17 protein-coding genes are annotated in these 21,606 nt (G+C 46.4%); 3 read left to right on the forward strand and 14 right to left on the reverse strand.

Features of this window, described 5'->3' with window-relative positions; translation table 11 throughout:
• Nucleotides 1-172: 172 nt before the first annotated feature.
• From AC5ELV_RS00565 to AC5ELV_RS00580, 4 genes are all read right to left on the reverse strand, one after another.
• Entirely contained in the window at nucleotides 173-724 is a 552-nt protein-coding gene (locus tag AC5ELV_RS00565) for a DUF2062 domain-containing protein (RefSeq protein ID WP_493428747.1), read from the reverse strand.
• Nucleotides 725-915: 191 nt separating this feature from the next.
• Entirely contained in the window at nucleotides 916-3,369 is a 2,454-nt protein-coding gene (locus AC5ELV_RS00570) for a glycogen/starch/alpha-glucan phosphorylase (RefSeq protein ID WP_493428748.1), read from the reverse strand.
• A gap of 45 nt (nucleotides 3,370-3,414) precedes the next feature.
• Complete coding sequence (glgD, locus tag AC5ELV_RS00575; RefSeq protein WP_480282431.1) at nucleotides 3,415-4,518, reverse strand: glucose-1-phosphate adenylyltransferase subunit GlgD; 1,104 nt, start codon at nucleotides 4,516-4,518, stop codon at nucleotides 3,415-3,417.
• A gap of 23 nt (nucleotides 4,519-4,541) precedes the next feature.
• Nucleotides 4,542-5,687: a glucose-1-phosphate adenylyltransferase gene (locus AC5ELV_RS00580; protein WP_493428749.1), complete on the reverse strand. Its 1,146-nt coding sequence runs from the start codon at nucleotides 5,685-5,687 to the stop codon at nucleotides 4,542-4,544.
• A 255-nt stretch (nucleotides 5,688-5,942) separates the two neighbouring features.
• On the opposite strand from AC5ELV_RS00580, the gene AC5ELV_RS00585 reads away from it, so the two are divergent.
• The gene (locus tag AC5ELV_RS00585; RefSeq protein WP_013370876.1) at nucleotides 5,943-6,080 is read left to right on the forward strand and encodes a hypothetical protein; all 138 of its coding nucleotides are present in this window, start codon (nucleotides 5,943-5,945) and stop codon (nucleotides 6,078-6,080) included.
• 115 nt (nucleotides 6,081-6,195) lie between these two features.
• Here AC5ELV_RS00585 and AC5ELV_RS00590 read toward each other — a convergent pair whose 3' ends face one another.
• The 6 genes from AC5ELV_RS00590 to AC5ELV_RS00615 all read right to left on the reverse strand — a co-directional run bounded on the left by AC5ELV_RS00590 (nucleotide 6,196) and on the right by AC5ELV_RS00615 (nucleotide 13,451).
• Entirely contained in the window at nucleotides 6,196-7,008 is an 813-nt protein-coding gene (locus AC5ELV_RS00590) for a DUF3891 family protein (RefSeq protein ID WP_493428750.1), read from the reverse strand.
• Nucleotides 7,009-7,140: 132 nt separating this feature from the next.
• Entirely contained in the window at nucleotides 7,141-7,929 is a 789-nt protein-coding gene (locus AC5ELV_RS00595) for a response regulator transcription factor (RefSeq protein WP_493428751.1), read from the reverse strand.
• The gene (locus tag AC5ELV_RS00600) at nucleotides 7,901-9,865 is read right to left on the reverse strand and encodes a sensor histidine kinase (RefSeq protein WP_493428752.1); all 1,965 of its coding nucleotides are present in this window, start codon (nucleotides 9,863-9,865) and stop codon (nucleotides 7,901-7,903) included. The genes AC5ELV_RS00595 and AC5ELV_RS00600 overlap by 29 nt, the downstream gene beginning before the upstream one ends.
• A 45-nt stretch (nucleotides 9,866-9,910) precedes the next feature.
• On the reverse strand, nucleotides 9,911-11,557 hold the full coding sequence (locus AC5ELV_RS00605; RefSeq protein WP_493429332.1) for a type 2 periplasmic-binding domain-containing protein: 1,647 nt from the start codon (nucleotides 11,555-11,557) through the stop codon (nucleotides 9,911-9,913).
• 26 nt (nucleotides 11,558-11,583) lie between these two features.
• A complete protein-coding gene (locus AC5ELV_RS00610; RefSeq protein WP_493428753.1) occupies nucleotides 11,584-12,471 on the reverse strand; it encodes a carbohydrate ABC transporter permease in 888 nt (295 codons plus the stop codon).
• A 14-nt stretch (nucleotides 12,472-12,485) separates the two neighbouring features.
• Nucleotides 12,486-13,451: an ABC transporter permease gene (locus AC5ELV_RS00615; protein WP_493428754.1), complete on the reverse strand. Its 966-nt coding sequence runs from the start codon at nucleotides 13,449-13,451 to the stop codon at nucleotides 12,486-12,488.
• 253 nt (nucleotides 13,452-13,704) lie between these two features.
• Here AC5ELV_RS00615 and AC5ELV_RS00620 point away from each other — a divergent pair, with 253 nt between their 5' ends.
• Nucleotides 13,705-14,595 (forward strand): hypothetical protein, encoded by an 891-nt coding sequence (locus tag AC5ELV_RS00620; RefSeq protein WP_493428755.1) that lies wholly within the window; start codon nucleotides 13,705-13,707, stop codon nucleotides 14,593-14,595.
• A gap of 260 nt (nucleotides 14,596-14,855) precedes the next feature.
• Here the strand turns inward: AC5ELV_RS00620 and AC5ELV_RS00625 are convergent, their stop codons facing one another.
• The 4 genes from AC5ELV_RS00625 to AC5ELV_RS00640 form a co-directional block, all read right to left on the reverse strand.
• On the reverse strand, nucleotides 14,856-15,713 hold the full coding sequence (locus tag AC5ELV_RS00625) for a DNA-binding protein (RefSeq protein WP_493428756.1): 858 nt from the start codon (nucleotides 15,711-15,713) through the stop codon (nucleotides 14,856-14,858).
• A gap of 181 nt (nucleotides 15,714-15,894) precedes the next feature.
• A complete protein-coding gene (locus AC5ELV_RS00630) occupies nucleotides 15,895-16,341 on the reverse strand; it encodes an acetyltransferase (protein WP_493428757.1) in 447 nt (148 codons plus the stop codon).
• A 124-nt stretch (nucleotides 16,342-16,465) separates the two neighbouring features.
• Nucleotides 16,466-17,965 (reverse strand): UxaA family hydrolase, encoded by a 1,500-nt coding sequence (locus AC5ELV_RS00635; RefSeq protein ID WP_493428758.1) that lies wholly within the window; start codon nucleotides 17,963-17,965, stop codon nucleotides 16,466-16,468.
• Nucleotides 17,966-17,982: 17 nt separating this feature from the next.
• Nucleotides 17,983-19,476 carry a tagaturonate reductase gene (locus AC5ELV_RS00640; protein ID WP_493428759.1) on the reverse strand — a complete coding sequence of 498 codons (1,494 nt, stop codon included), beginning with the start codon at nucleotides 19,474-19,476 and terminating at the stop codon, nucleotides 17,983-17,985.
• A 314-nt stretch (nucleotides 19,477-19,790) separates the two neighbouring features.
• Between AC5ELV_RS00640 and poxB the strand changes: the two genes are divergently transcribed.
• Nucleotides 19,791-21,515 (forward strand): ubiquinone-dependent pyruvate dehydrogenase, encoded by a 1,725-nt coding sequence (gene poxB / locus AC5ELV_RS00645; RefSeq protein WP_493428760.1) that lies wholly within the window; start codon nucleotides 19,791-19,793, stop codon nucleotides 21,513-21,515.
• The last annotated feature ends 91 nt before the right edge of the window (nucleotides 21,516-21,606 follow it).

Raw genomic sequence — 21,606 nt, forward strand, 5'->3', positions numbered from 1 at the left:
ATTGTTGTATGCACACGTATTGTAAACGATTCGAGTGAATGAAGCCAATCCCGTTACAAAATATGCCAAAAGCGCATGCCTCTTATAGAGGTCATACGCTTTTTCTTGCCCCAGCTCAAAGAAGCCCTTCGGACCTAATAATAGGCTCGAAGAGCTTCTTTCTTATGCATCGTTATCCATTCTTCAGCAGTCTGGCCGCCGAAAATGCTGCGCCATGACGCAACTTCCGCTTTTCCAACCGTTTGTGCAGCGAACGATTATACAGAACCTGAATGACAAAATACGAGATAATGCCCAGCACCACACCGAAAATCGACATACCGATCAGGATGTGCAAGCCTCCGTGCAACAAGTCTCTGAATACAGACCAGTTGCCGTGAAACAGCTCCATAAATGAATGCTCGTGAAGTCGTCCGCCCCTGACATGTACCGGATAATGAGATGGATAAATCCAAGCCCCCACTTGCTTGGCGAATGGCATCAGTACAATTGGCAAAAAGGTCAGCTTACCTACAACGTTACCCACAATGGCCGCAGGCAGCGAGCCGCCGGACAGACGAACAATCGGATAAAAAACAAGGTATACCAGAGAAGCCGTGGAAATCACAATCATCTCCAGCGCAAAGCCAATGGCGAAGCCCAAAGAGATCTTTTTAACTCCACCAGGGGCGCGCAACAGCTTGATGAAATTCAGCCGAATCGCACGCCATATATTTTCAAACATATTATATTTCTTCTTCGATTTATGAGGTTTGAGCCTTTTCGGATTGAGCTTTATCAATAGGAGGACTCCTTCAACAGTACAATTCAAGTTCAGGAATGAGTATATGAAGCTCCCCATCCTTACTTATGTCTATACTGTCATTATAACCCTCAGCGTTCGAAAAGCAATGTTATTCCGCCTGTTTCGCCGTTTTAGGACAGAATTCGCTTGTTGACATCGTTTTGGAGAGGCACAATGTCCCAAATCTCAGCCGCGTATTGCTGAATCGTACAATCACTAGAAAATTTCCCGGAGTGTGCCATATTGACAATAGCACGCCGAGTCCACTCCGAGGGATTCCGATACACCTGTTCAATATGAACCTGTGTATCCACATAGGCTGCGAAGTCTTTGAGCACAAAGTATTCATCATTATGATCAATCAGGGATTGATAAATGGCCTCAAATTCCCGTTCATGCCGCGTAAAAGGAGCATCGTTCACGAGTTGATCCAACACTTCACGCAGTCTTTCGTCACTGTTGGCTGTTTTGCGCGCCGAATACTGGCCGTCCCGGTAATATGCCTCGATCTGATCCACCTTCAATCCAAAAATGAACATGTTGGCATCGCCTACCATTTCATGCATTTCAACATTGGCTCCGTCCAACGTACCCAGTGTGAGCGCACCGTTCATCATAAATTTCATATTCCCTGTGCCTGAGGCTTCCTTGCCTGCCGTGGAAATCTGCTCACTGACATCCGCCGCAGGAATAATCAGCTCCGCCAGCGAGACCGAATAATTTTCAAGGAAAACGACTTTCAGCTTGTCCTTGACATCTACATCCCGATTGATGGTGTCCGCCACGTTGTTAATGAGCTTGATCGTCTGTTTGGCGAGAAAATAACCGGGGGCGGCTTTGGCTCCAAAAATAAACGTGCGTGGCGTCACATCCAGGCCAGGATTACTTTTAAGCTGGCTGTATAGATGCATCACATGCAAAATGTTGAGCAGTTGTCGCTTATAACCATGCAACCGTTTGACCTGTACATCAAAAATGGAGGACGTATCCAGTCGTACGCCCTGTTTTGCAAAAACATGCTCAGCGAGCCTGACTTTATTATTTCGCTTAATCGCCCGTATCCGTTCTTTGAACGACTCGTCCCCACTGTAACGCAGCAGGTCGATGAGTTCCCTTGGACGGGTCCTCCAGCGTATGCCGATGGTCTCATCGTACAAGCTTGCCAGCTCCGGGTTGGCGTGCATCAGCCAGCGGCGGTGGGCAATCCCATTTGTTTTATTGTTAAAACGGTCAGGGTACAGCTCGTGAAACGACTTCATTTCTCGTTCCTTTAATATTTGCGTATGCAGCGCAGCCACCCCATTAACGCTGTAGCTGCCGACGATTGCCAAATGGGCCATACGGATTTGTTCGCCGTGAATAATCGCCATTTCACCAATTTTGATGTCCTGGCCTGGGTAACGCTCCAGTAGCATAGCGCAATAACGTTTGTTAATTTCTTCAATGATTAAGGAAATACGAGGAAGCAGCTCCCGTACCATATTGACAGGCCATTGTTCCAACGCCTCACTTAATATCGTATGATTCGTATATGAAACGGTTCGCGTCGTAATATCCCATGCTTCGTCCCAGCCCAAGCCCTTCACGTCCATCAGAATACGCATCAGTTCCGGTATAACCAGGGTCGGATGTGTATCGTTAATGTGCAGTGCTATTTTATCGGGCAGTTGGCTATAGGGTAAACGAAGCTTTTCGAATGTACGCAAAATACTTTGCAATCCGGCCGAGCACAGGAAATACTGCTGCTTCAAGCGAAGCAGCTTTCCCTCATAATTGGAGTCATCCGGATATAGAAATGCCGAGATGGATTCTACCGATCGATTGTAGTCGAGAAAGCGGTAATAACCGCCCTCGCCTCGAATCGGTCCTCGAACGGGATCAAGTGCTGATTCTGCACTCCAAATCCGCAGCGTATTCACCTGCGCATGACCATAGCCTACCAGCGGAATATCGTAAGGGACAGCCCAGACTGTTTCGGCATCCTTTGTCTCGAATACAAGACGGCCCTCTTGTTCACGGGTTTCCACTCTTCCCCAAAAATGAACCTCGACCTTTTTGTCAGGACGGCGTTCCTCCCAGACATTCCCTTTCTGTAGCCAGTAATCCGGCAGTTCAACCTGATTGCCGTCCACAATACGCTGTTCAAACAGACCATATTTATACCGGATGCCGCAGCCGTGTCCTGCATAGCCAAGGGATGCCAGCGAGTCCATGAAGCAAGCCGCCAGACGGCCGAGACCCCCATTGCCTAGCCCCGCGTCTGCCTCCTGTTCTTCAATTTCCTCCAGATCCCAGCCCAGTTCACCCAATGCCTGCCGAACCATATCCAGTACGCCCAAATTCAACAGATTACTGCCCAGTAGACGACCTATCAAAAATTCCAGTGAAAAATAATAAATCTGCTTCTCTTGTCCTTCTTTGTAGGCTTGGTTCGTTTCTGCCCAATTCTTGCCGACTTGTTCACGAATCATGCCACCCAAAACCTTATATACGTCTTCCGACTGAGCCTCCTGCATCGGTTTGCCCAGCCTTCCGACCAGTTGCTCTCGAAAAGCCTGCTTAAATGCTTCTTTATTGCTGAACAAAGTTGTACCTCCTGTTATTTCCGTTTTAATGGCTAAGTATATCCTTTAAATTACGCTATTCTTGGCAATGACATAGGGCACTCTAATGTCTCCAATCAGAGTTCGATCTGGTGAAAGCTGTACATCTTTATCTAAAACCACATTCTCCACAACTGCCCCTTTACGGATGACACATTTTTGCATAATAATCGAGTTGCTTACCCGCGCGCCCTCCTCCACCCGCACTCCACGGAAAAGAATACTATTCTCGACCTTGCCTCCGATGGTGCAGCCATTGGCAACAAGTGAATGATCCACCTCGGCGCTGTGCGTATAGCGGGTCGGGGCTTCATACTTGATTTTGGTATGCACCGGCTGATTCTGAAACAGTGCTTGATACTGCTGCTGATCCAGCAGCTTCATGCTATTTTTATAGTAGCTCTCAATAGAATTAATAACCGCATGATAACCTTCATAACGATACGCATAAATGCGCAGCCCACTTGGGTTTTTCTGGATGGCATCGCGAAAGAAATGATTATCCTGATGGGCAATGCAATGCTTCACTTGATCCAGATATAAGCCTTTGTCCATCACGAACATTTCCAGATAAATATTATGATGATCCTGCTCCTGATGAATACCCGTCACTCGTCCGTTCTCATCAATCTCCAGTCGTGCACAAGGAGCATGCTCAGATTCGAGCTGGTCGATGGGTTTATATACGAGGGTAACATCTGCATTTTTCTCCCGATGATAACGGTATACATCCTCAATATCAACCTTATTGACATGCTGAGTTCCTGCGTGAACAATGGTTTGCCCCGATGAGCGATGGAAAAAGTCCAGATTGTTGTGCACATGCTGCAAATCCCCACGTGATGCATCCGTCGGATCATTCCAGTCCGGTGGCAAAATAAACAACCCGCCCCGTCTGCGGTCTAAATCCCAAGGCCGACCTTCACCCAGATGATCCAGCAGCGAACGGTATTTGCGACGGATAAACAGTGCAATATCATGCACCCCTGCATGCATCATGTTGGATAAGGTAAAATCAATGAGCCGATATCGACTGGCAAAGGGAACTGCGGCCCCGCACCGGAAATAGGTCAACTCCTTCAACTGATCCAGTTCGTGATCCAGGTTGATAACTCCAATGAGTCGGCTCATAGCAGACACCGTCCTTATCCGGGTTAAATTCGTGCATGAAGCTGGCTTTCCTGATCGAACAAAATAATCTCGTCAGAACTATCTTCAGGTCCGATAAACGCGTTGTCTTCAATAACGATGTTCTCATTCACGATAGCCCGGTGGATACGTACATTGCGCCCAATTTTTACGTTTGGCATGATGACAGAATCCGTAATGACGCTCCCTTCACCTACTTCGACCCCATAAAATAGTACAGAGTGCCTTACTTCTCCATCCACCATGCAGCCTTCATTTACAATGCTGTTTTTGAGAATCGCCCGTTGGGTTATATACTGGGCCGGTTGATTGGGACTGCGGGTATAGATGCGCCAGAAAGGATCGTTCAGATCCAAAGGCGGGTCCTGAGCCAGAAGATCCATATTGGACTCCCACAAGCTCTGAATGGTACCCACATCCTTCCAATACCCAGCAAACGGGTAGGCATACAGCGACCGGCCATGCTGAAGCAGCAATGGAATGATATCCTTGCCAAAATCATGTGAGGATTCAGAATCGCTTGCGCTTTCCAGTAAATAGCGTCGCAACACCTCCCATTTGAAAAAATAAATACCCATGGAGGCCAATGTACTTTTCGGCTGTTCAGGCTTCTCCTCAAAGTCATATATTTTCAGATCATCGTCGGCGTTCAGTATCCCAAATCGTTGGGCTTCCTGAATCGTGACATTGATAACAGAAATGGTGCAGTCTGCTCCCTTCTCCTTGTGATAGTGGAGCATTCGACTGTAGTCCATTTTATAAATGTGATCCCCTGACAGAATGAGTACATGCTCCGGGTCATACTGATCCAAGAAATGCAGGTTTCGATAAATTGCATCCGCCGTGCCCCTGTACCAGTTGTTTCCATTTTCTTTCTCGTGCGGAGGTAAAACGAACACTCCTCCATCCAGGCGATCCAAATCCCAGTCGCTGCCTACGCCGATATAGGAATGAAGCACCAACGGCTCATATTGGGTCAATACGCCTACGGTGTCTATACCAGAATGAGTGCAATTGCTGAGAGGGAAATCAATAATGCGGTAAGTTCCTCCAAAAAATACAGCCGGTTTAGCCAGTGTACGGGTCAGTCCTTTGAGTCTTTTGCCTTGTCCGCCGGCGAGCAGCATGGCAACCACTTCCTTCTTTCTCATAACAAAGACCTCCCTGTCATGTGCGTCTGAAGCAATTGCGGCAGGATATTTGATAATATCCATTAAACGTGAAAAGACAGTCGTAATCGTTTCATTGCCAAAGGAACGGGTAAGATGTGATGGAAAGGGTAAAATCATAGTTATGCGGAACGAGTGCAAGCAATCACTAAATCGTAAAATCCCGTTCATCTTTTCACATTTTGGATGCTTTTAAGCATTTGTGTATGACAACATGATCATAAGGAGGCGTTATTCATGAAGAATAAAAAATGGGTGGTAGCAGCATTGGGAATGGGTGTGACGTATCTGATGAAAAATAAAGGGGCACGCGATAAGGTATTGAATAAGGTACAGACTATGGTCAATCGTGCGAAAACATCTGCAAAATCGTAAAATGTTAAAGCTAGGAAAAAGCGAGCCTCTCTGAATCATGGTTCAGGGAGGCTTTGCTCTGACTTTTCTCTGCGTCTACGAACAAAATATTGTTCGAGGCTGTATCCGTAGAGGGTCAGGCATTCTCCTTATGTTCTTCTACTTCCATGATATGTTCAACGGTAAAGGTTCGATGCGTCCATTCGGAAGAACGGTAGGCCTCTAGGAGGCCGAAGGTGCGAATTTTCTCCTTGTCCACCTTCTTAAAGGTATGAGTAATCCCTACCTTGCCCTTGAAAGGAAAAAAAGAAAGACCTACAGCCTGATCCGATAGCCACTCGGCCCAAACTCGCCCGCTTTCATGACGAACAGCCGGGAAGCTCAAACCTTCAGCAAACCATTCATAATCTGCTGTAGGCGTACCCGGCTCTCGACTGCACAAAAACAGACTCAATTCGTCGCAAAACAACATTCTCCGTACATCCGTCCGCACCTGATGGTCGAAGGTTACGCCACATGCCAGCTCCTGTTTGAGCCTATGACGACGCTGTCCCTCCGCTTCCTGATAAGCATGCGTAATCTGCTTGTCCTGAGCGTTTTGATGCTCGGTCCGTCCGACTAGCTCCTTGTACATCAAGCTACACAGCAACGCCGCATACGTATTACCTTGTTCGACTTCATCAATCCCAAGACGATAGAAAACAAAACGTGGACTGAGCGGAAAATCAATAAACGTATAAGGTGCAGACACATGATCATTCCAGAAAGGAGCAGCGTCTAACTGTATCCAACCCCGATCATGCTCCCTTGCTGCATATACAAAATCCTGCTTATGACGTCTATTCTTGAAGGCATTCTCTTCCCATTGTGAAGCCAACTCACCTGAAATATGAGCATGGTCATGCTGTGTCGTCATGATATAAGCTTGGTCCGTTTCATAAATAACCATATGCTCTCCCCTTCCATTCGGCGATTCGTGTGATTGTGTACAAACTCTCTGATTGAAGGCCATGGTTATGCTTACGTTTATTATATCAGGATAAGGTTAAAAAGGCAGTGAAGGTTTTCCGCCTCTTTATATCTAATTACCCCTTTGATTCTGTACTCGAAACTGCTGCGGGGTCATCCCCTCCAGCTCCCGAAACACTTTGTTAAAGTGCTTTGCATTGTCAAAGCCCACGTTAGCCGCAATTTCATAAATCTTGCCCCCTTGGCACTCCAGCAGCTTTTTGGCTTCTGTAATGCGCAGCCTTCTTACATATTGAACAAAGCTGAGGCCTGTATAGGCTCTGAACGCTTGACTAAAATACGTATAATTCAAGGATACTGAATTGGATACTACTGCCATATTCAAATCTTCGCTGTAATGAGCATGGATGTATTGGATAGCACGTGTCATGCTACCGTTTCTATCGGCGATGACACTCCCGCCAGCCAGTCTATCTTTCTCTACGCTGACAACACTATCGTCTATGAGGTGGTTCCTCTCCTTCAATTCCTCATTCAAAACTGCCAGCGCACCGAACAGTTCCTCCCTTACGATCGGCTTGAGCAAATACTCCCGTGCCCCGCAGCGAATCGCTTCGCGCGCATACTGGAACTCGTCATATCCACTGAGAATGATTACCAAAGGTCTGCGACCCGGCTCCAGCTCGCGAATATGCTGCATCAGCATAATGCCATCCATAACAGGCATACGGATATCCGTTATCACCAACTCGGGCAAAAACTGCTTCACATGCTGCCAGGCTTCCATTCCGTCCTTGACCAGTACACATTCATAGAGATCGGAAAATTCCCGTTCGATCATGGCTTGAAGTCCCATTCGAATATTTTTCTCGTCATCCGCAATCAACAGCTTGGTCGTCATGGTCTACCCCCCTCATCATGTAACGTTTAGGCATAATCAGGGTCACTGTCGTCGATTGTCCGGGGATGCTGTCCAGTCTTAAGCCATACTCTTCGCCATACTGCATACTCAAACGGCGATTCACATTATACAAACCGATTCCCCCATTCATTTCGGGCTCGTGGGAATCCATATCCGTTCGCGTTAGACCAGCCATGATAGCGTTTCTTCTTTCTTCAGATATCCCCACTCCGTTATCCTGTATGCGCAATTCTATAATATCCTGCTTAGGGCAGGCTTCAATCGTGATGCTGAATGGGCTTTGCAATGTACTCCAACCGTGCTTGATAGCATTTTCGACTATAGGCTGCAGCGACATTTTCAGCATCTCCAGTTCCATAAACGCCGACGATAGATGAATTTCCAATCCAATTTGGTTATCATGGCGAATGTTCATGATGGCCACATAATGCTGAATATGGCGGATTTCATCCTGCAACGCAACACACGACCCCGACCATTGGAGATTATAACGCATCATCGAGCCAAGGGAGGTAAGGGCATCCGACAGCGGATACTGTCGTTCTATCTCCGCCATCATTTTTAAATTTTCCAATGTATTATAGAGAAAATGGGAATCAATCTGATGCTTGAGCGCTAGCAGCTCAGCCTCCTGAGCAGCGGCCTGCTTGTGTACTGCCTCGGCAATGAGTCCGTTAATCCGACTCAGCAGACTGCAAAAATATAGAGCCAGCTCAGCCACTTCTCCCCGCCCATACACTGGAATTCTAAGCTGAAAGTCACCCTCCTGCTCTACTTTTTTCATGGATTCACGCAGTGTATGTAGCTGCTTGAGAATGAAGGCATGCAGGGTATAAGAAATGACGGACATCAACACAATCAGCATACTAATAATGAGCAGCATGTCATTGCGTTTCTGACGGAGATCACCCAGCGGACCGTCCAGCGCCACCACATTTAGCAGATAGGCATTCAACCCTTCTATATAACGGTACATACCGAGATAAGGTTTATTCTCATAGGAAAAATCAAAAGCACCATCCGGTCCCTGAACCTGGGACTGAAACAGATGGTGCACATGGGACAGCGGGATCGAAATTGAATCTGACTGAGAGGAAGCTGTAGCTATATCGCTAGAAGACATTGGTTTGTCAGCGTTCCTTGAGCTGGAATCATCGCCGTCCAGAATGAACATTTGCCATGCGCGATCACGTTGTGGGATTCCAAATACTCTAGGTGAAAATAGCTCCAGCCTCATGTTTGTTTCTACCAACCCTGCGTGTCTTCCACCGGTAGACTGGATTTCACGCAGCAATGCCATATACTGCACTGTCTCACTTTCCTGCCGGGATTGTCCCCCAAGTAAGCTTTTCGGCCCCTTGTACATTTCCCACCATATTTTCCCTTGTCGGAGTTGAGCCGTTTTCTTCCAGGAAGCCTTGGGCAATCGTGATTCATTGAAAATCATCGGCCATATTTCATGTGCCTGGGGATTACTCGTATACAGCCGAATGTTCTCTACGTTGGGATTACTGTACAGCAAGTGCTGTAAATTTGGAAACACATTCAAGTTGAATTGAACCAGCTCATCACTGCTTATTTCACGTTCCTCGGTCAGATAACGAAGTACGTTACGATCTGAAATCGCAAGCTGTGTGGTCCGCTCCATAATTTCCATATTGCCGTGAATATGGGCCAGCTCTGTATCCAACACATACTGATTTTGTACGGTGATGTCTTGCATGGTATTCTCGTACAGTTGGTGAAAGGTATATAGCGAGAACAATACCACCGGGATTAAAATGACTCCGATATACGCGACAATGAGCTTGACTTGAAGGGAGCAACCGCCAAGCCGATCGGCCGTATCCGTCAGCCACTGCCAAATACGGCGGCGCAGCAGGCTCTTCATCTGTGAACGTACACGGCCTGGCATGAAATCACATCCTTAGGGTTCAATAGATAAATTTATTGAATTGGATTATTTAGTGAACTGTTCAATTTTCTTAAGGTTTTCCTCATATGCTTTTTGCTGATAGGCCATAACTTTGTCATATCCTGCTTTTCTGCGGTCTTCCAAAAAGCGAGCAAACAGCTGGTCGAATTCCTCATCCGAGGAAGCCAGCAGCAGCTTCGGCAATGCCTTGCCCCAAATTTTATCTATCTGACCTGATGCAATGCCCTCTGTCGAAGTCCCCCTCGGTTTGATGTTGTCATATTGGGAGAAGCCTTTCGTCTTGCCTTTCGTCCAATCCTCTGGCTGCTTATACGGCTCCACGCTGGGCGGGGCCCACTGCAAATTCATATTCGTATCCATCAGCATCCAGAAGGTAAAGGAGGCGCCATATTTTTTATCAAAAGCAGAACGATCCTTGTTCAGCAGCTCCTGCACCTCCGGCTTGAAGGCTGGCTTACCGTTAACCATGTCCCACAGCTTGCCCTGCTCCCCCAGATACAGGTCGCGATTTCCTTCCTCACTAATCAGATAAGTCAGAAATTCAATAGCCCGCTCCTTGTCTTTGACATCCTTCGAAATAAGCGTCACCGTCCAGCCGGAAATACCCGGCCCAGCCAGCGTCGGCGGGTCCAGCTTGCTGTTCGAAGGTCCATCCACCGCGATATAAACAGAGTTCGGGTCCTTCGCATATAACATCACCTGTTGTGTAGCAAAGTCGGAACGCTGATATAACATGGCAAAATATCGACCCTGTGCCACCTTTTCCTCCATTTGCGGACGTTTGTCGATAAATACGTCCTTGGCGATCAGGCCCTGCTCATTGGCTTGACGGAATGTTTTGAGCCAGCGAATATACTCTTCGTCCGAACGACGATCATATAGCTTGCCGTCCTTTTCATGAGGAATGGCTAGGAAATTAAGTAAATAGTCTTCAAAAGAATAATTTCCGTTATCCGTAAATTCGTGGAATCCTATCGGGATAAGAGGCTGATCGTTCACCTCCGGAAATTTCTCTTTCACTTTTTGAAGCGCTTTCAAAAATCCTTCTGGTGTTCTCATATCCGGCTTGCCGATCGCCTCGTACATGTCCTTCCGAACCATAAACGTCTGGTTGGAAACAAAATTTTGGCCGTATTTTTGATAATCCTGTGGCGAAGAAGAAGCGTTAGGATACCCGTATACATTCCCGTCCGTTTGGCGATACCAGGACATTTTCGCCGGATCAGCTATTTTAATCAGATACGGATCGTATTTCTCGGCCAGCTTGTTGAGCGGAAGCACCATCTTGCCCTCAATCATTTTTTTGACCGCATCCTCTCCCCAACCCAGCGTGACAAAATCAGGCAGCTTGCCGGAGGCCAGCATGGTATTGAGCTTTTCATTTTCATTCCCTGCGGGTACGATAAAATTAACACTGACCCCGGTCTTTTGCGTAACATACTTCGAGGTCATATCCGTTCCCCACTTGTTCGGGAACCAGGAAAAATTCAAATACCAGTCAAACGTAATCGGCTCCATATCCGCCTTCCATCCCGGTGCATCTGCCGTAGCCTTGGTCTTCTCGTCCTTCAATTCCGTGACAGTACCGCCTCCGCCGGACGTACATGCCGCGAGCAAACCCACCAGCAGAACAGATGCCAACAGCCCCTTCTGCCATTTGCGAATGTTCATCATAAATCTCCCCCTTGGATGATGTGCTATCCCTTGATCGAGCCGATCATCAGACCCTTGACGAAATACTTTTGCAGAAAAGGATATACCAGTACAATCGGCAGTGTCGTCACAACCATCGTCGCCAGCTTGATCGATTGCGAAGTGACGGACTGGGCAACGATCCCCGGTGCAGCAGCCATCATCTGATTAGAGCTGGATTGGGCAACAACCCGGTACAAATACGTTTGAATCGGCTGAAGATCCGTATTATTAATATAGATCATTCCGGTAAAATAATCGTTCCACTGGTATACCCCATGAAACAACGCAATCGTCGCTACTACCGGCATGGATACAGGAAGCACGATCCGGCAAAAGATACCAAAATCGTTCGCACCGTCTATTTTCGCCGCCTCTTCCAGTGCATCTGGCAGTTCTCGGAAAAAAGCCATAAAAATAATAAGATCAAAAAAGCTGAACATCGCAGGAATGATGTACACCCAAAAGCTGTCCAGCAGTCCGAGATCACGAATCAGCAAATACGTTGGAATCAATCCCCCACCGAAAAACAGGGTAATGGTGCCAATCAGCATATACAGCTTGCGCCCGATCAACTCTTTACGGGAATATGCATATGCAATCATAGCGGTAAAAAACACATGAACAATCGTGCCGATAAGTGTCTTGGCAATAGTCACTCCCATCGCAGTCATAATACCGTTGTTAGCAAATACGGCCTGATAGCTGCCCAGACTGAAGACTCTCGGCCACCAGTAAATGCCGCCCCGCATAGCGTCTGCTCCTTCGTTAAAGGAGTTCACCAGTACATACCACACGGGATACAACGTTACAAAACAAATGATCAGCATGAAGACGTTGTTTATGAAATCGAATATCGCTTCGCCTGCTGTTCTACGTTGCAATAGCTGCATGCATCCGTCCTCCTTCAAAATAGGGATGTATTATTTACCCGTTTGGTCACCGAATTGGCAATTAGCAGCAAAATGAGAGCAAGAACCGATTTTAGCAAACCCACCGCGGTAGAATACGAGAAACGGCCCTGCTGAATACCCACCTGATATACATAAATATCAACTACATTACTTGCACTTTCATTCAGCGAGTTACGCAGGACGAGAATTTGATCGAAGTTGGAGTTCAATATGCCGCTAACCGCCAAAATAAATAAAATAGATATTGTCCCCTTGATAGCGGGAAGGGTGACGTACCACATTTTCTGAAACCGTCCGGCTCCGTCAATGGTGGCCGCTTCGTACATGTCCGTAGATACGCCCGCCATTGCTGCTAAATAGATAATGGCTGACCATCCTAGCTCCTTCCAGATATCCGAGCTAACGACAATAGTCCAAAAGTAGCTCGGCTCTGCCAAATAACTGATCGGCTGGTCAATCCAACCCCAGGCTAGCAACAGTTGATTGATCATCCCGGTATCTGCCAGCCACGTCGTTAAGATCCCGCCAAGAATGACCCAAGATAAAAAGTGAGGAAGGTACGAAATGGTCTGAATAGATTTTTTGAACCGAATAGATCGTATTTCATTCAGGAACAGAGCAAATACAATGGGCAACGGGAAGCCAATCGCCAGCTTGAGCAAGCTAATGCCCAGTGTGTTTTTGACAATGTACCAAAAGTTATCATCCTCCAAAAAGGCCCGAAAATGCTCTAACCCCGCCCAAGGTGCGCTTGATATGGTTCCAATGATGTCAAAATGTTTGAACGCAATTAAAATACCGTACATCGGAATGTAATGAAAAATAATCATCCAAACCACCCCAAGCAGCGCCATGGTCTGCAAATGTCTTTGTTGAACCCATTTGCGCGCTAGTGATGATGCCCCTCTACCTGATCGAACCGGCGGCTGTGGCTGCGGATTTTTCCATCCTGTACTCATACAGAAGACCTCCCTTCTCTTCAATGTAAGCACTTACATTATAATTTTAGAGGCTTCTGCTTCGAATGAGTAGTACCGTTTTTTTTGATTTTGGTATCTAAAGTTCAGGTGGGGATCTGACTATACGTGAAAATCTCCTTCCATCCTTTGGATCTTTATATCTATTCATTTACGAAGAAGACTATCAAATGGTACGATAAGACTATATGTGATTCCAATCATTACCTATATACCTAGATCAGGAGGATTAAGAATGGAAGAATTGGTTCGTTCGATTCAGAAACAGGTTCGAATTAAAAAGGTTGCCTGCTGGGCGGGGCTCATCATGTTTGGTCTGTGTACTTTAGTTGGCGTTGCAGCTCAGGAATGGCTTATGACGCTCTTGGCGCTCGCGATGACCATTTTATCCGTCTATGGATTAAGCATGTTGCGTGGCATGACAAAGTTTACTAAAGAGTATCAACCGGGAAAGGGCTACGGTTATTATCGCCGTACGATACAACAAAAGCTGCGCTATCTAACTTGGGGACAGTGGTTAGTAGGCGGCCTTATTGTCCTGATGTTCTTTATATTTAACGTACGACTTAGCGCTTTTCTCATTGCTATCTTGGGTATCCTGACTATTCAGTTCAGTATCAAAAAACGTATTAAAAATCATCAGGAACCCGATGTCACTGAGCTGGAGGAGTTTGTACGGATGGGGATTGTTTCTCCGCATGAGCAGACTATTGGGGTATATAAAGATTTTCTACACCTGAGTCATACATTTCGGGGTAATCAAATTGTTATCGTTACAGACAAACGCCTGATTTCTGTATTTGTGGAGGAACAGGGGCGTGCGGTGAAGACGGAAATGTTACTCTCGGGTATAAACAAAATACGCGCAATCGGTACGGGCTTTCAGGGTCAAGGCTTATTGCTGTCTGTAAGCAACCGTGACCATAACGAGCTTCACATTCATATGGTCGGGAAAAGCATTTTCTTTTCTCCAGAGCAATTCATAGGTTCCTTGCTACGGGCACTGGATGCAGCGTTAAAAAGTGGATCATACAGTACGGAAGAACCCTTCCCGGTTTACCAACAGACAAGGATTTCATTGCATCCATCAGAACAGGGTTTACTACATAAACCTACAACAGCTTAAATTTTTTTGGGACATGTACCAACGTTATATATATATATATATATATGCGTTATGATCGTTCATCAGAATACGTCAAATAGCAAATAAGCCCTGATCTTAATGAGCTTACTTGCTATTTGGTGTACTTCCACATCATATTTTCAAATCAACTACCTACCTGCTAAAACAACTAATTTTCTACTGTACTTCTGCCTTCTTAATGATTGGCTCCATGATAAAACACCGTGATGAGATCATGACTTGTAACAAACACTAGCAAGCTAAACAGACTGAGCGACAGAGGGCGTGAAATCAATTTTTTCATCCTTTAACACTCCTTTTAAAATAGTTATATATTGGTCTTGCTGTGTTGCTGTAGCTTGGGATCTGAAAATTTCAAATATAGCGGTACATTTCCTAAACTCATGTTCATGTTCCATACCCAGAGTATCGGACAGCATGAGAGATTGCAGGATATAGCCCAACGCAACCGTAAACTGTTGTTGCTTAATATAATAAAGAGCCAATTGATAGCAGAAGCGAAAATAATAAGATACATTCATAGGCTCTTCAAAATATTTAAAACCTTCAATTTGTTCGGCAAATGATTCAAGCACAGCCTCTAAAGGATAGTCATATCTCGACGCTCCCTCAACGATGGAAAGAAGCCCCGGTAACAGCTCTTCCGGATTGTTACGAAGAAATTGGATGTATTCCTGCAACACTTCGGCATGGCCTGACAAAATATCAAGGGCATACAAATTAGCTCTGGCAGCATAGCGGTAATATTCGACCTCTGCTTCCCCATATTGATCAAGACCATTAAACCAGCCCAATTCTGCATATTTTTCGATGCAATCGCGAGCGGCCTCATACTTGCCCTGTTTTTGGAAGGCCATGCCTTTCATGAGATGACTGTAGCCGTAGTAGTAGACTAGCGGCCGTTTGGTATGTATGGGTTGCAGAGGTTTCTTGCGCGCTTTGTAGAGCTGCAATTCCTGATACTTTTGGTTGACATGGCTATACAGCCGGTCGCATAAAGCAATCATATTGGCACCATCCGCAAATGAAAAAGACAGCTTAATCATGTTGACAAGTGTGTCTAGATCTGTGATGTCGGAGTGAACAAGATCATCCACCTTTTCCGCCTCCTTGTCTGACTTTTATATTCACCAAACAAAAGTAAGATCTAAATCCTAACTAAAAATAACTTAATTACGTATTTATTACGTAATTAAGTTATATCATAAAATCAAACATATGACAAGTACATTATGATAATATATTCCAGTTTTTAAAATAGCGATGAAAGTGGAGCGTTCACTTGTTCAATTCCATGTGAAGCAAAGGAAATGCCCTACCTGATCCATCCAGTGCAGATCGCCCCGTTTGTACAAAGCCGTAATGTCTGTAGAAAGCATGCGCTTTCTCGTTCTGCTCATTCACGTCCACTTTGAGATGCTTCCCTTTTATTTTTTCAGCATGCTGGATGAGTCGGCTACCTATGCCCTGCCCATGCCGTTCAGGGTCCACAAACAGCATCTCTATTTTCAATCCGTCCAGCCCGATAAAACCTGTTGGTTCTTGACTTGTATTCCATTCCATCCAAACTTCAAGTTCTCTTAAAACACCATTGCGTACGATATGATGATAAAATTGAATGTCCTCTTCCGACAAAAATGTGTGCGTCCGGCGTACAGCCCGCTGCCAAATATCAACGAGTTGATCATGATTTTCTTCCCGATAAGCAACAATTTCATTTTGCACGGTACTTCCCCCTTATTTAAATATCGATATTGCATGTTTTGCAGTAAGTCTAACATGCCTATTTAGAAGCATACAAACTCAAAAAGGGAAGCGGAATAATTCCGCCTCCCTTACACTACAGCCTTTACAACGTAACACCGTTTTTAAAAATAGCGAGCTCTCTGAAATTGTTTTTCTCGTTGTTCACCCAGGTTCCGCTGGCTACATCGACGATGTAATCGACAAAGTTGCGGAGCGCATCTTCCATACTGACATCCTCCACGAGTGAACCGGCATTATAGTCGATCCAATGAGGTTTAGCCTTATACAGCGGCGAGTTGGTTGAGACCTTCATCGTCGGAACGAAGGAGCCAAACGGCGTACCGCGTCCGGTTGTGAAAATGACGAGCTGGCAGCCCGCTGCGGCGAGAGCAGAAGATGCCACTAGATCGTTGCCCGGCGCGCTAAGCAGATTGAGTCCCTTGGTCTTGAGACGTTCCCCGTACTGAATGACATCAGTGACCGTGGAAGACCCGGATTTTTGCGTACAGCCCAGTGATTTATCCTCCAGCGTCGTGATGCCCCCTGCTTTATTGCCTGGTGATGGATTTTCGTATACTGGCTGCTTATAATCCAGAAAATATTGTTTGAAATCGTTAATCAGATGTACGATCTTACCAAATACTTGCTCATCGGCAGCGCGCTCCATTAAAATCGTCTCCGCGCCGAACATTTCAGGTACTTCTGTCAATACCGTTGTTCCACCTTGCGCTGCCATATAATCCGACAATCGTCCGAGTAGTGGGTTGGCAGTAATACCCGATAAGCCATCAGATCCACCGCATTTCAAGCCGATGTTCAGCTCAGACAAAGGTACAGGTTCCCGTCGATCTTCTTGCACGGCCGCAAAAATTTCATGAAGCAGCCTTACCCCTTCCTCTACTTCATCCGACACATCCTGGGAAAGCAAAAACTTTACCCGCTCCGAATCATATTCCCCGATGGCTTCCTTAAATTCTTTCATTTCATTGTTCTCACAGCCCAAACCCAGTACAAGTACGCCACCTGCGTTCGCATGCTTCACAGCATCGATCAAAATCGTGCGCGTATGTGCATGATCGTCACCCAACTGAGAACAACCATAGTTATGCTTGAGCACAAGTGCATTTTCAAAAGGTGAAATATCTCCCGCTTCCTGCTTGAAACGATTTAAAATAAGTTCAGCGATCCCGTTCACACAGCCGACCGTCGGCACAATCCACAACTCATTGCGAATCCCCACACGACCGTCCTTTCGCCGAAAACCTTGAAACGTACGACTCTCCTGTTCATATAAATGAGGAGCTGGCTTAGGCTTATAAGTGTACTCCTCCACGCCTGTCAGGTTCGTCTTTGTATTATGCGTATGCACATGCTGACCTGCCTGAATGGGCTGAATGGCATGACCGATGGGATATCCGTATTTCAGAACATGCCCACCTTCAGCTATATCCTGCAAGGCGATTTTATGCCCACGTGCTACATCCTCGGCAAGCTCCACCCGTTGTTCTTCTTGTGCTCCCCACGCCAGTGTCTCTCCCTGCTTGTAATCACGCAAGGCGACAGCCACGTTATCTTGATCATGAATTTGAATGAATTCCAGCATTCCGGTCTCCTCCTTGCTTATGCTCTGGACACGCTGTTCCCGGTTAGAGAATCGAGCGTCTCCTTCATTCCTCTGCTTGTAATTTCATACACGTGCTGTGCCGTTTGTTCAGCCAGCCCTTCGATCTGATTCAGGTCTTGACCCCACCATGTCTGCCGGCCAAGTACCAGCGCAGTCAATTGCTTCGCCCCGGCGAGAGTACCGTCATATCGACTCCACAGTTCACCAAACGTACCCAACACTTCAGCTTCGTCTGCCAACACAATCGACTCGCCATTTCTGTCACCCCGGTAAAATACGAGCAAGGACGCCAGTGAAAATACGATTTTGACAGGCAGCGCCTTACGTTGTGCCACATACTGGAGCAAAGATGGCAAATTCCGTGTCTTGAACTTAGACACCGAATTCAACGCAATACTCATGACATAATGACTTACATATGGATTACGGAATCGTTCAATAACATCGTCGGCATATACATTCAATTCCGCCTCTGGCGAGTCCAACGTCGGAATAATTTCTTCTCGAATCAGCGACTGGATAAAGTTTCCCATAATATCATGCTCGACCGCCTGCCCCACCGTGTCCAGGCCATATAAATAAGCTACAGGTGTAAGCGCCGTATGTGCTCCATTCAAAATGCGCACTTTCCGTGTACGGTATGGTGCCATATCGTCAACAATCAGGACATTCAATCCTGCCAAATGAGCAGGTAATTCCTCTTTAAGCCACTGTGGCCCTTCAATAACCCATAAATGATACTGTTCGCCCACAACAACCAAATCGTCCTTGTAACCCAATTCCGCTTGGATTTCATGAATCCGGTCTTTGGGATAACCAGGTACAATTCGATCCACCAAACTGTTGCAGAACGTATTTGCTTCCTCTATCCATGCAATAAACTCAGCCCCAAGCTTCCATTGATTCGCATATTTCAGCACGATTTCCTTGAGAGCGTCTCCATTACGGTCGATGAGCTCGCACGGAATGATCACCAGTCCCTTGCTCTGATCGCCCCCGAAGAATTGAAAGCGCTTGTACAGAAAGGCGGCCAATTTGCCTGGAAAGCTCTTTTGCGGACGATCTTCTAGCTGATCCTCTGGGGCATAAGCGATTCCCGCTTCCGTCGTGTTCGACACGACAAAACGCAGCTCCGGCTTTTGGGATAATGCTTCATACTCCAAAAAGTCCGAACCGTACGGATTAATCCCACGAGTGACGCACTCCACAACGGTATGCTCCTTCATGGCCTTCCCATCCTTAATCCCTTCAAGAATAACCGTATACAGGCCATCCTGCTCGTTAAGCTTCTCCACGAGGCCTCCTGGCTGCGGTTGTACAATCACAACTCCCGTATTCCATTCTGCCAGCTTATTCATTTTGTCAAATTGCCAGTCTACAAAAGCACGCAGGAAGTTCCCTTCCCCGAATTGCAGCACCCTCTCGGGATGTGGTTCAGTAACGATAAAGCTTTTTCTGTTTAATTGGTCTAATTCATCTACTTGTTTCATCCGGAGTAACCTCCCACAATTACCATAATGATTTCATCATTATTTTATCACAATGCACACGTTAACAAAATAGTTTTATCAACATTTTTAGTTTAAAAAAATAATAATGACAATAATATGAACACGTTAACATATGCGTTTATATAAAAATCTGCAAGGATATCGCCCTTTTTCTGTTGTTTCGCATCTGATCCAAGACGGTTAAGGCTAACTATCACCCTATCCCGAGACCTTGTTCTTATATACATTTCAGGAGAATAGACGCAAGAAAGCACGGGCAGGATAACACTACCTACTAGGCAGGAGGAACATCTATGAAGACAATCGCAGATACTATTGTACAAGTTTTGGTCAATGCAGGGGTCAAGCGGATTTATGGCATTGTTGGAGATTCTCTAAATAATATGGTTGATTCCATTCGCAGCAATGGTCAAATCGAATGGATTCATGTAAGGCACGAAGAAGTGGCTGCCTTTGCAGCCGGAGCGGATGCTGACCTTAGTGGCAGCATTGCTGTATGTGCTGGAAGCAGTGGTCCCGGAAATTTACATCTGATTAATGGTTTATATGATTGCCACCGCAATCGGGTGCCTGTACTGGCTATTGCCGCTCATATTCCAAGCGACGAAATCGGAAGTGAATATTTTCAAGCTACACATCCTGAGCATCTTTTCGGAGAATGCAGTCACTTTTGTGAGGTTATTACGACACCGCGTCAAATTCCCAGAACGGTGACGATGGCCATTCAACAGGCAATTTCACGTTCAGGTGTATCCGTCATTGTTCTTCCCGGTGATGTAGCAGCATTGGAGGCGGAAAAGGTACCCGTCCCTGAACATGTCTACCATCCCACTGCACCTGTAGTGCATCCGTCAGCTTCTGAAATTTCCCGACTGGCCGAATATTTGAATAAAGGCAAACGAATTACGCTACTATGCGGCGCCGGCTGTTCACAATCTCATGAATTGCTCATGCAGCTATGCGACAAGTTAAAATCCCCCATGGTATCCGCTCTGCGAGGCAAGGAATATCTAGAGTATGACAACCCTTATTATGCTGGATTAACGGGACTGATCGGGTATTCCTCCGGGTACCATGCGATGATGGATTGTGACGTCCTGCTTATGCTCGGAACAGACTTCCCTTACAGACAATTTTACCCTGAAGATGCGATTGTCCTACAGGTAGATATAGAGCCAGCACATCTCGGCAGACGTACTCCGTTGACGTATGGTTTATGCGGGGATGTAAAAGCCACATTGGAAATGCTGCTACCGCATTTAACGTCAGAGCATGATTCCAAGCATCTAGAGAAAACCGTCTCCCACTATACCAAGGTACGCCAGGAGTTGGATGACCTTGCCGTCGGTAAACCAGGTCATACGCCGATCCATCCGCAATATCTCGCCAAGGTCATCAGTGACGCCGCGCAGGAAAATGCTATTTTCACCTGTGATGTCGGTACTCCCACTGTATGGGCGGCGCGTTATTTGCAGATGAACGGACAGCGTCGGCTTCTCGGCTCGTTCAACCACGGCACGATGGCAAATGCCCTGCCGCAGGCGATCGGAGCGCAGGCCACTGAGCCTGACCGACAAGTGATTGCCCTCTCAGGCGATGGCGGACTCACGATGCTGATGGGCGACCTGCTCACCCTGAAGCAACATCAGCTGCCTATTAAAGTCATTGTTTTCAATAATGGCGCTCTCGGTTTTGTCGAGCTGGAAATGAAAGCGGCCGGATTCCTGGAAAACGGCACTGAACTGGTGAATCCTGATTTTGGTGCTGTAGCGCAAGCCATGGGACTCAAGGGCATCCGGGTTGAAGACCCGACAATGCTGGAGGATGCCATTCAGCAAGCATTGGCTCATGACGGTCCTGTTGTGGTAGATGTGGTGGTGAACCGTCAGGAGCTGTCCATGCCACCCAAAATTAATCTTAAACAAGCAGAAGGATTTACACTGTGGATGATGAAAGCGATGCTGAACGGACGTGGTGACGAGATTGTAGAACTGGCTAAAACCAATCTCTTTCGTTAAATACAGACGAAACAGAGCACATTTCAACCTAAAAGGGGCAGAAACCATACATCTAGCATGGTTCCTGCCCCTTTGGCCTGCCTGTTAATCA

This window comes from Paenibacillus sp. NMA1017 (assembly GCF_058895805.1).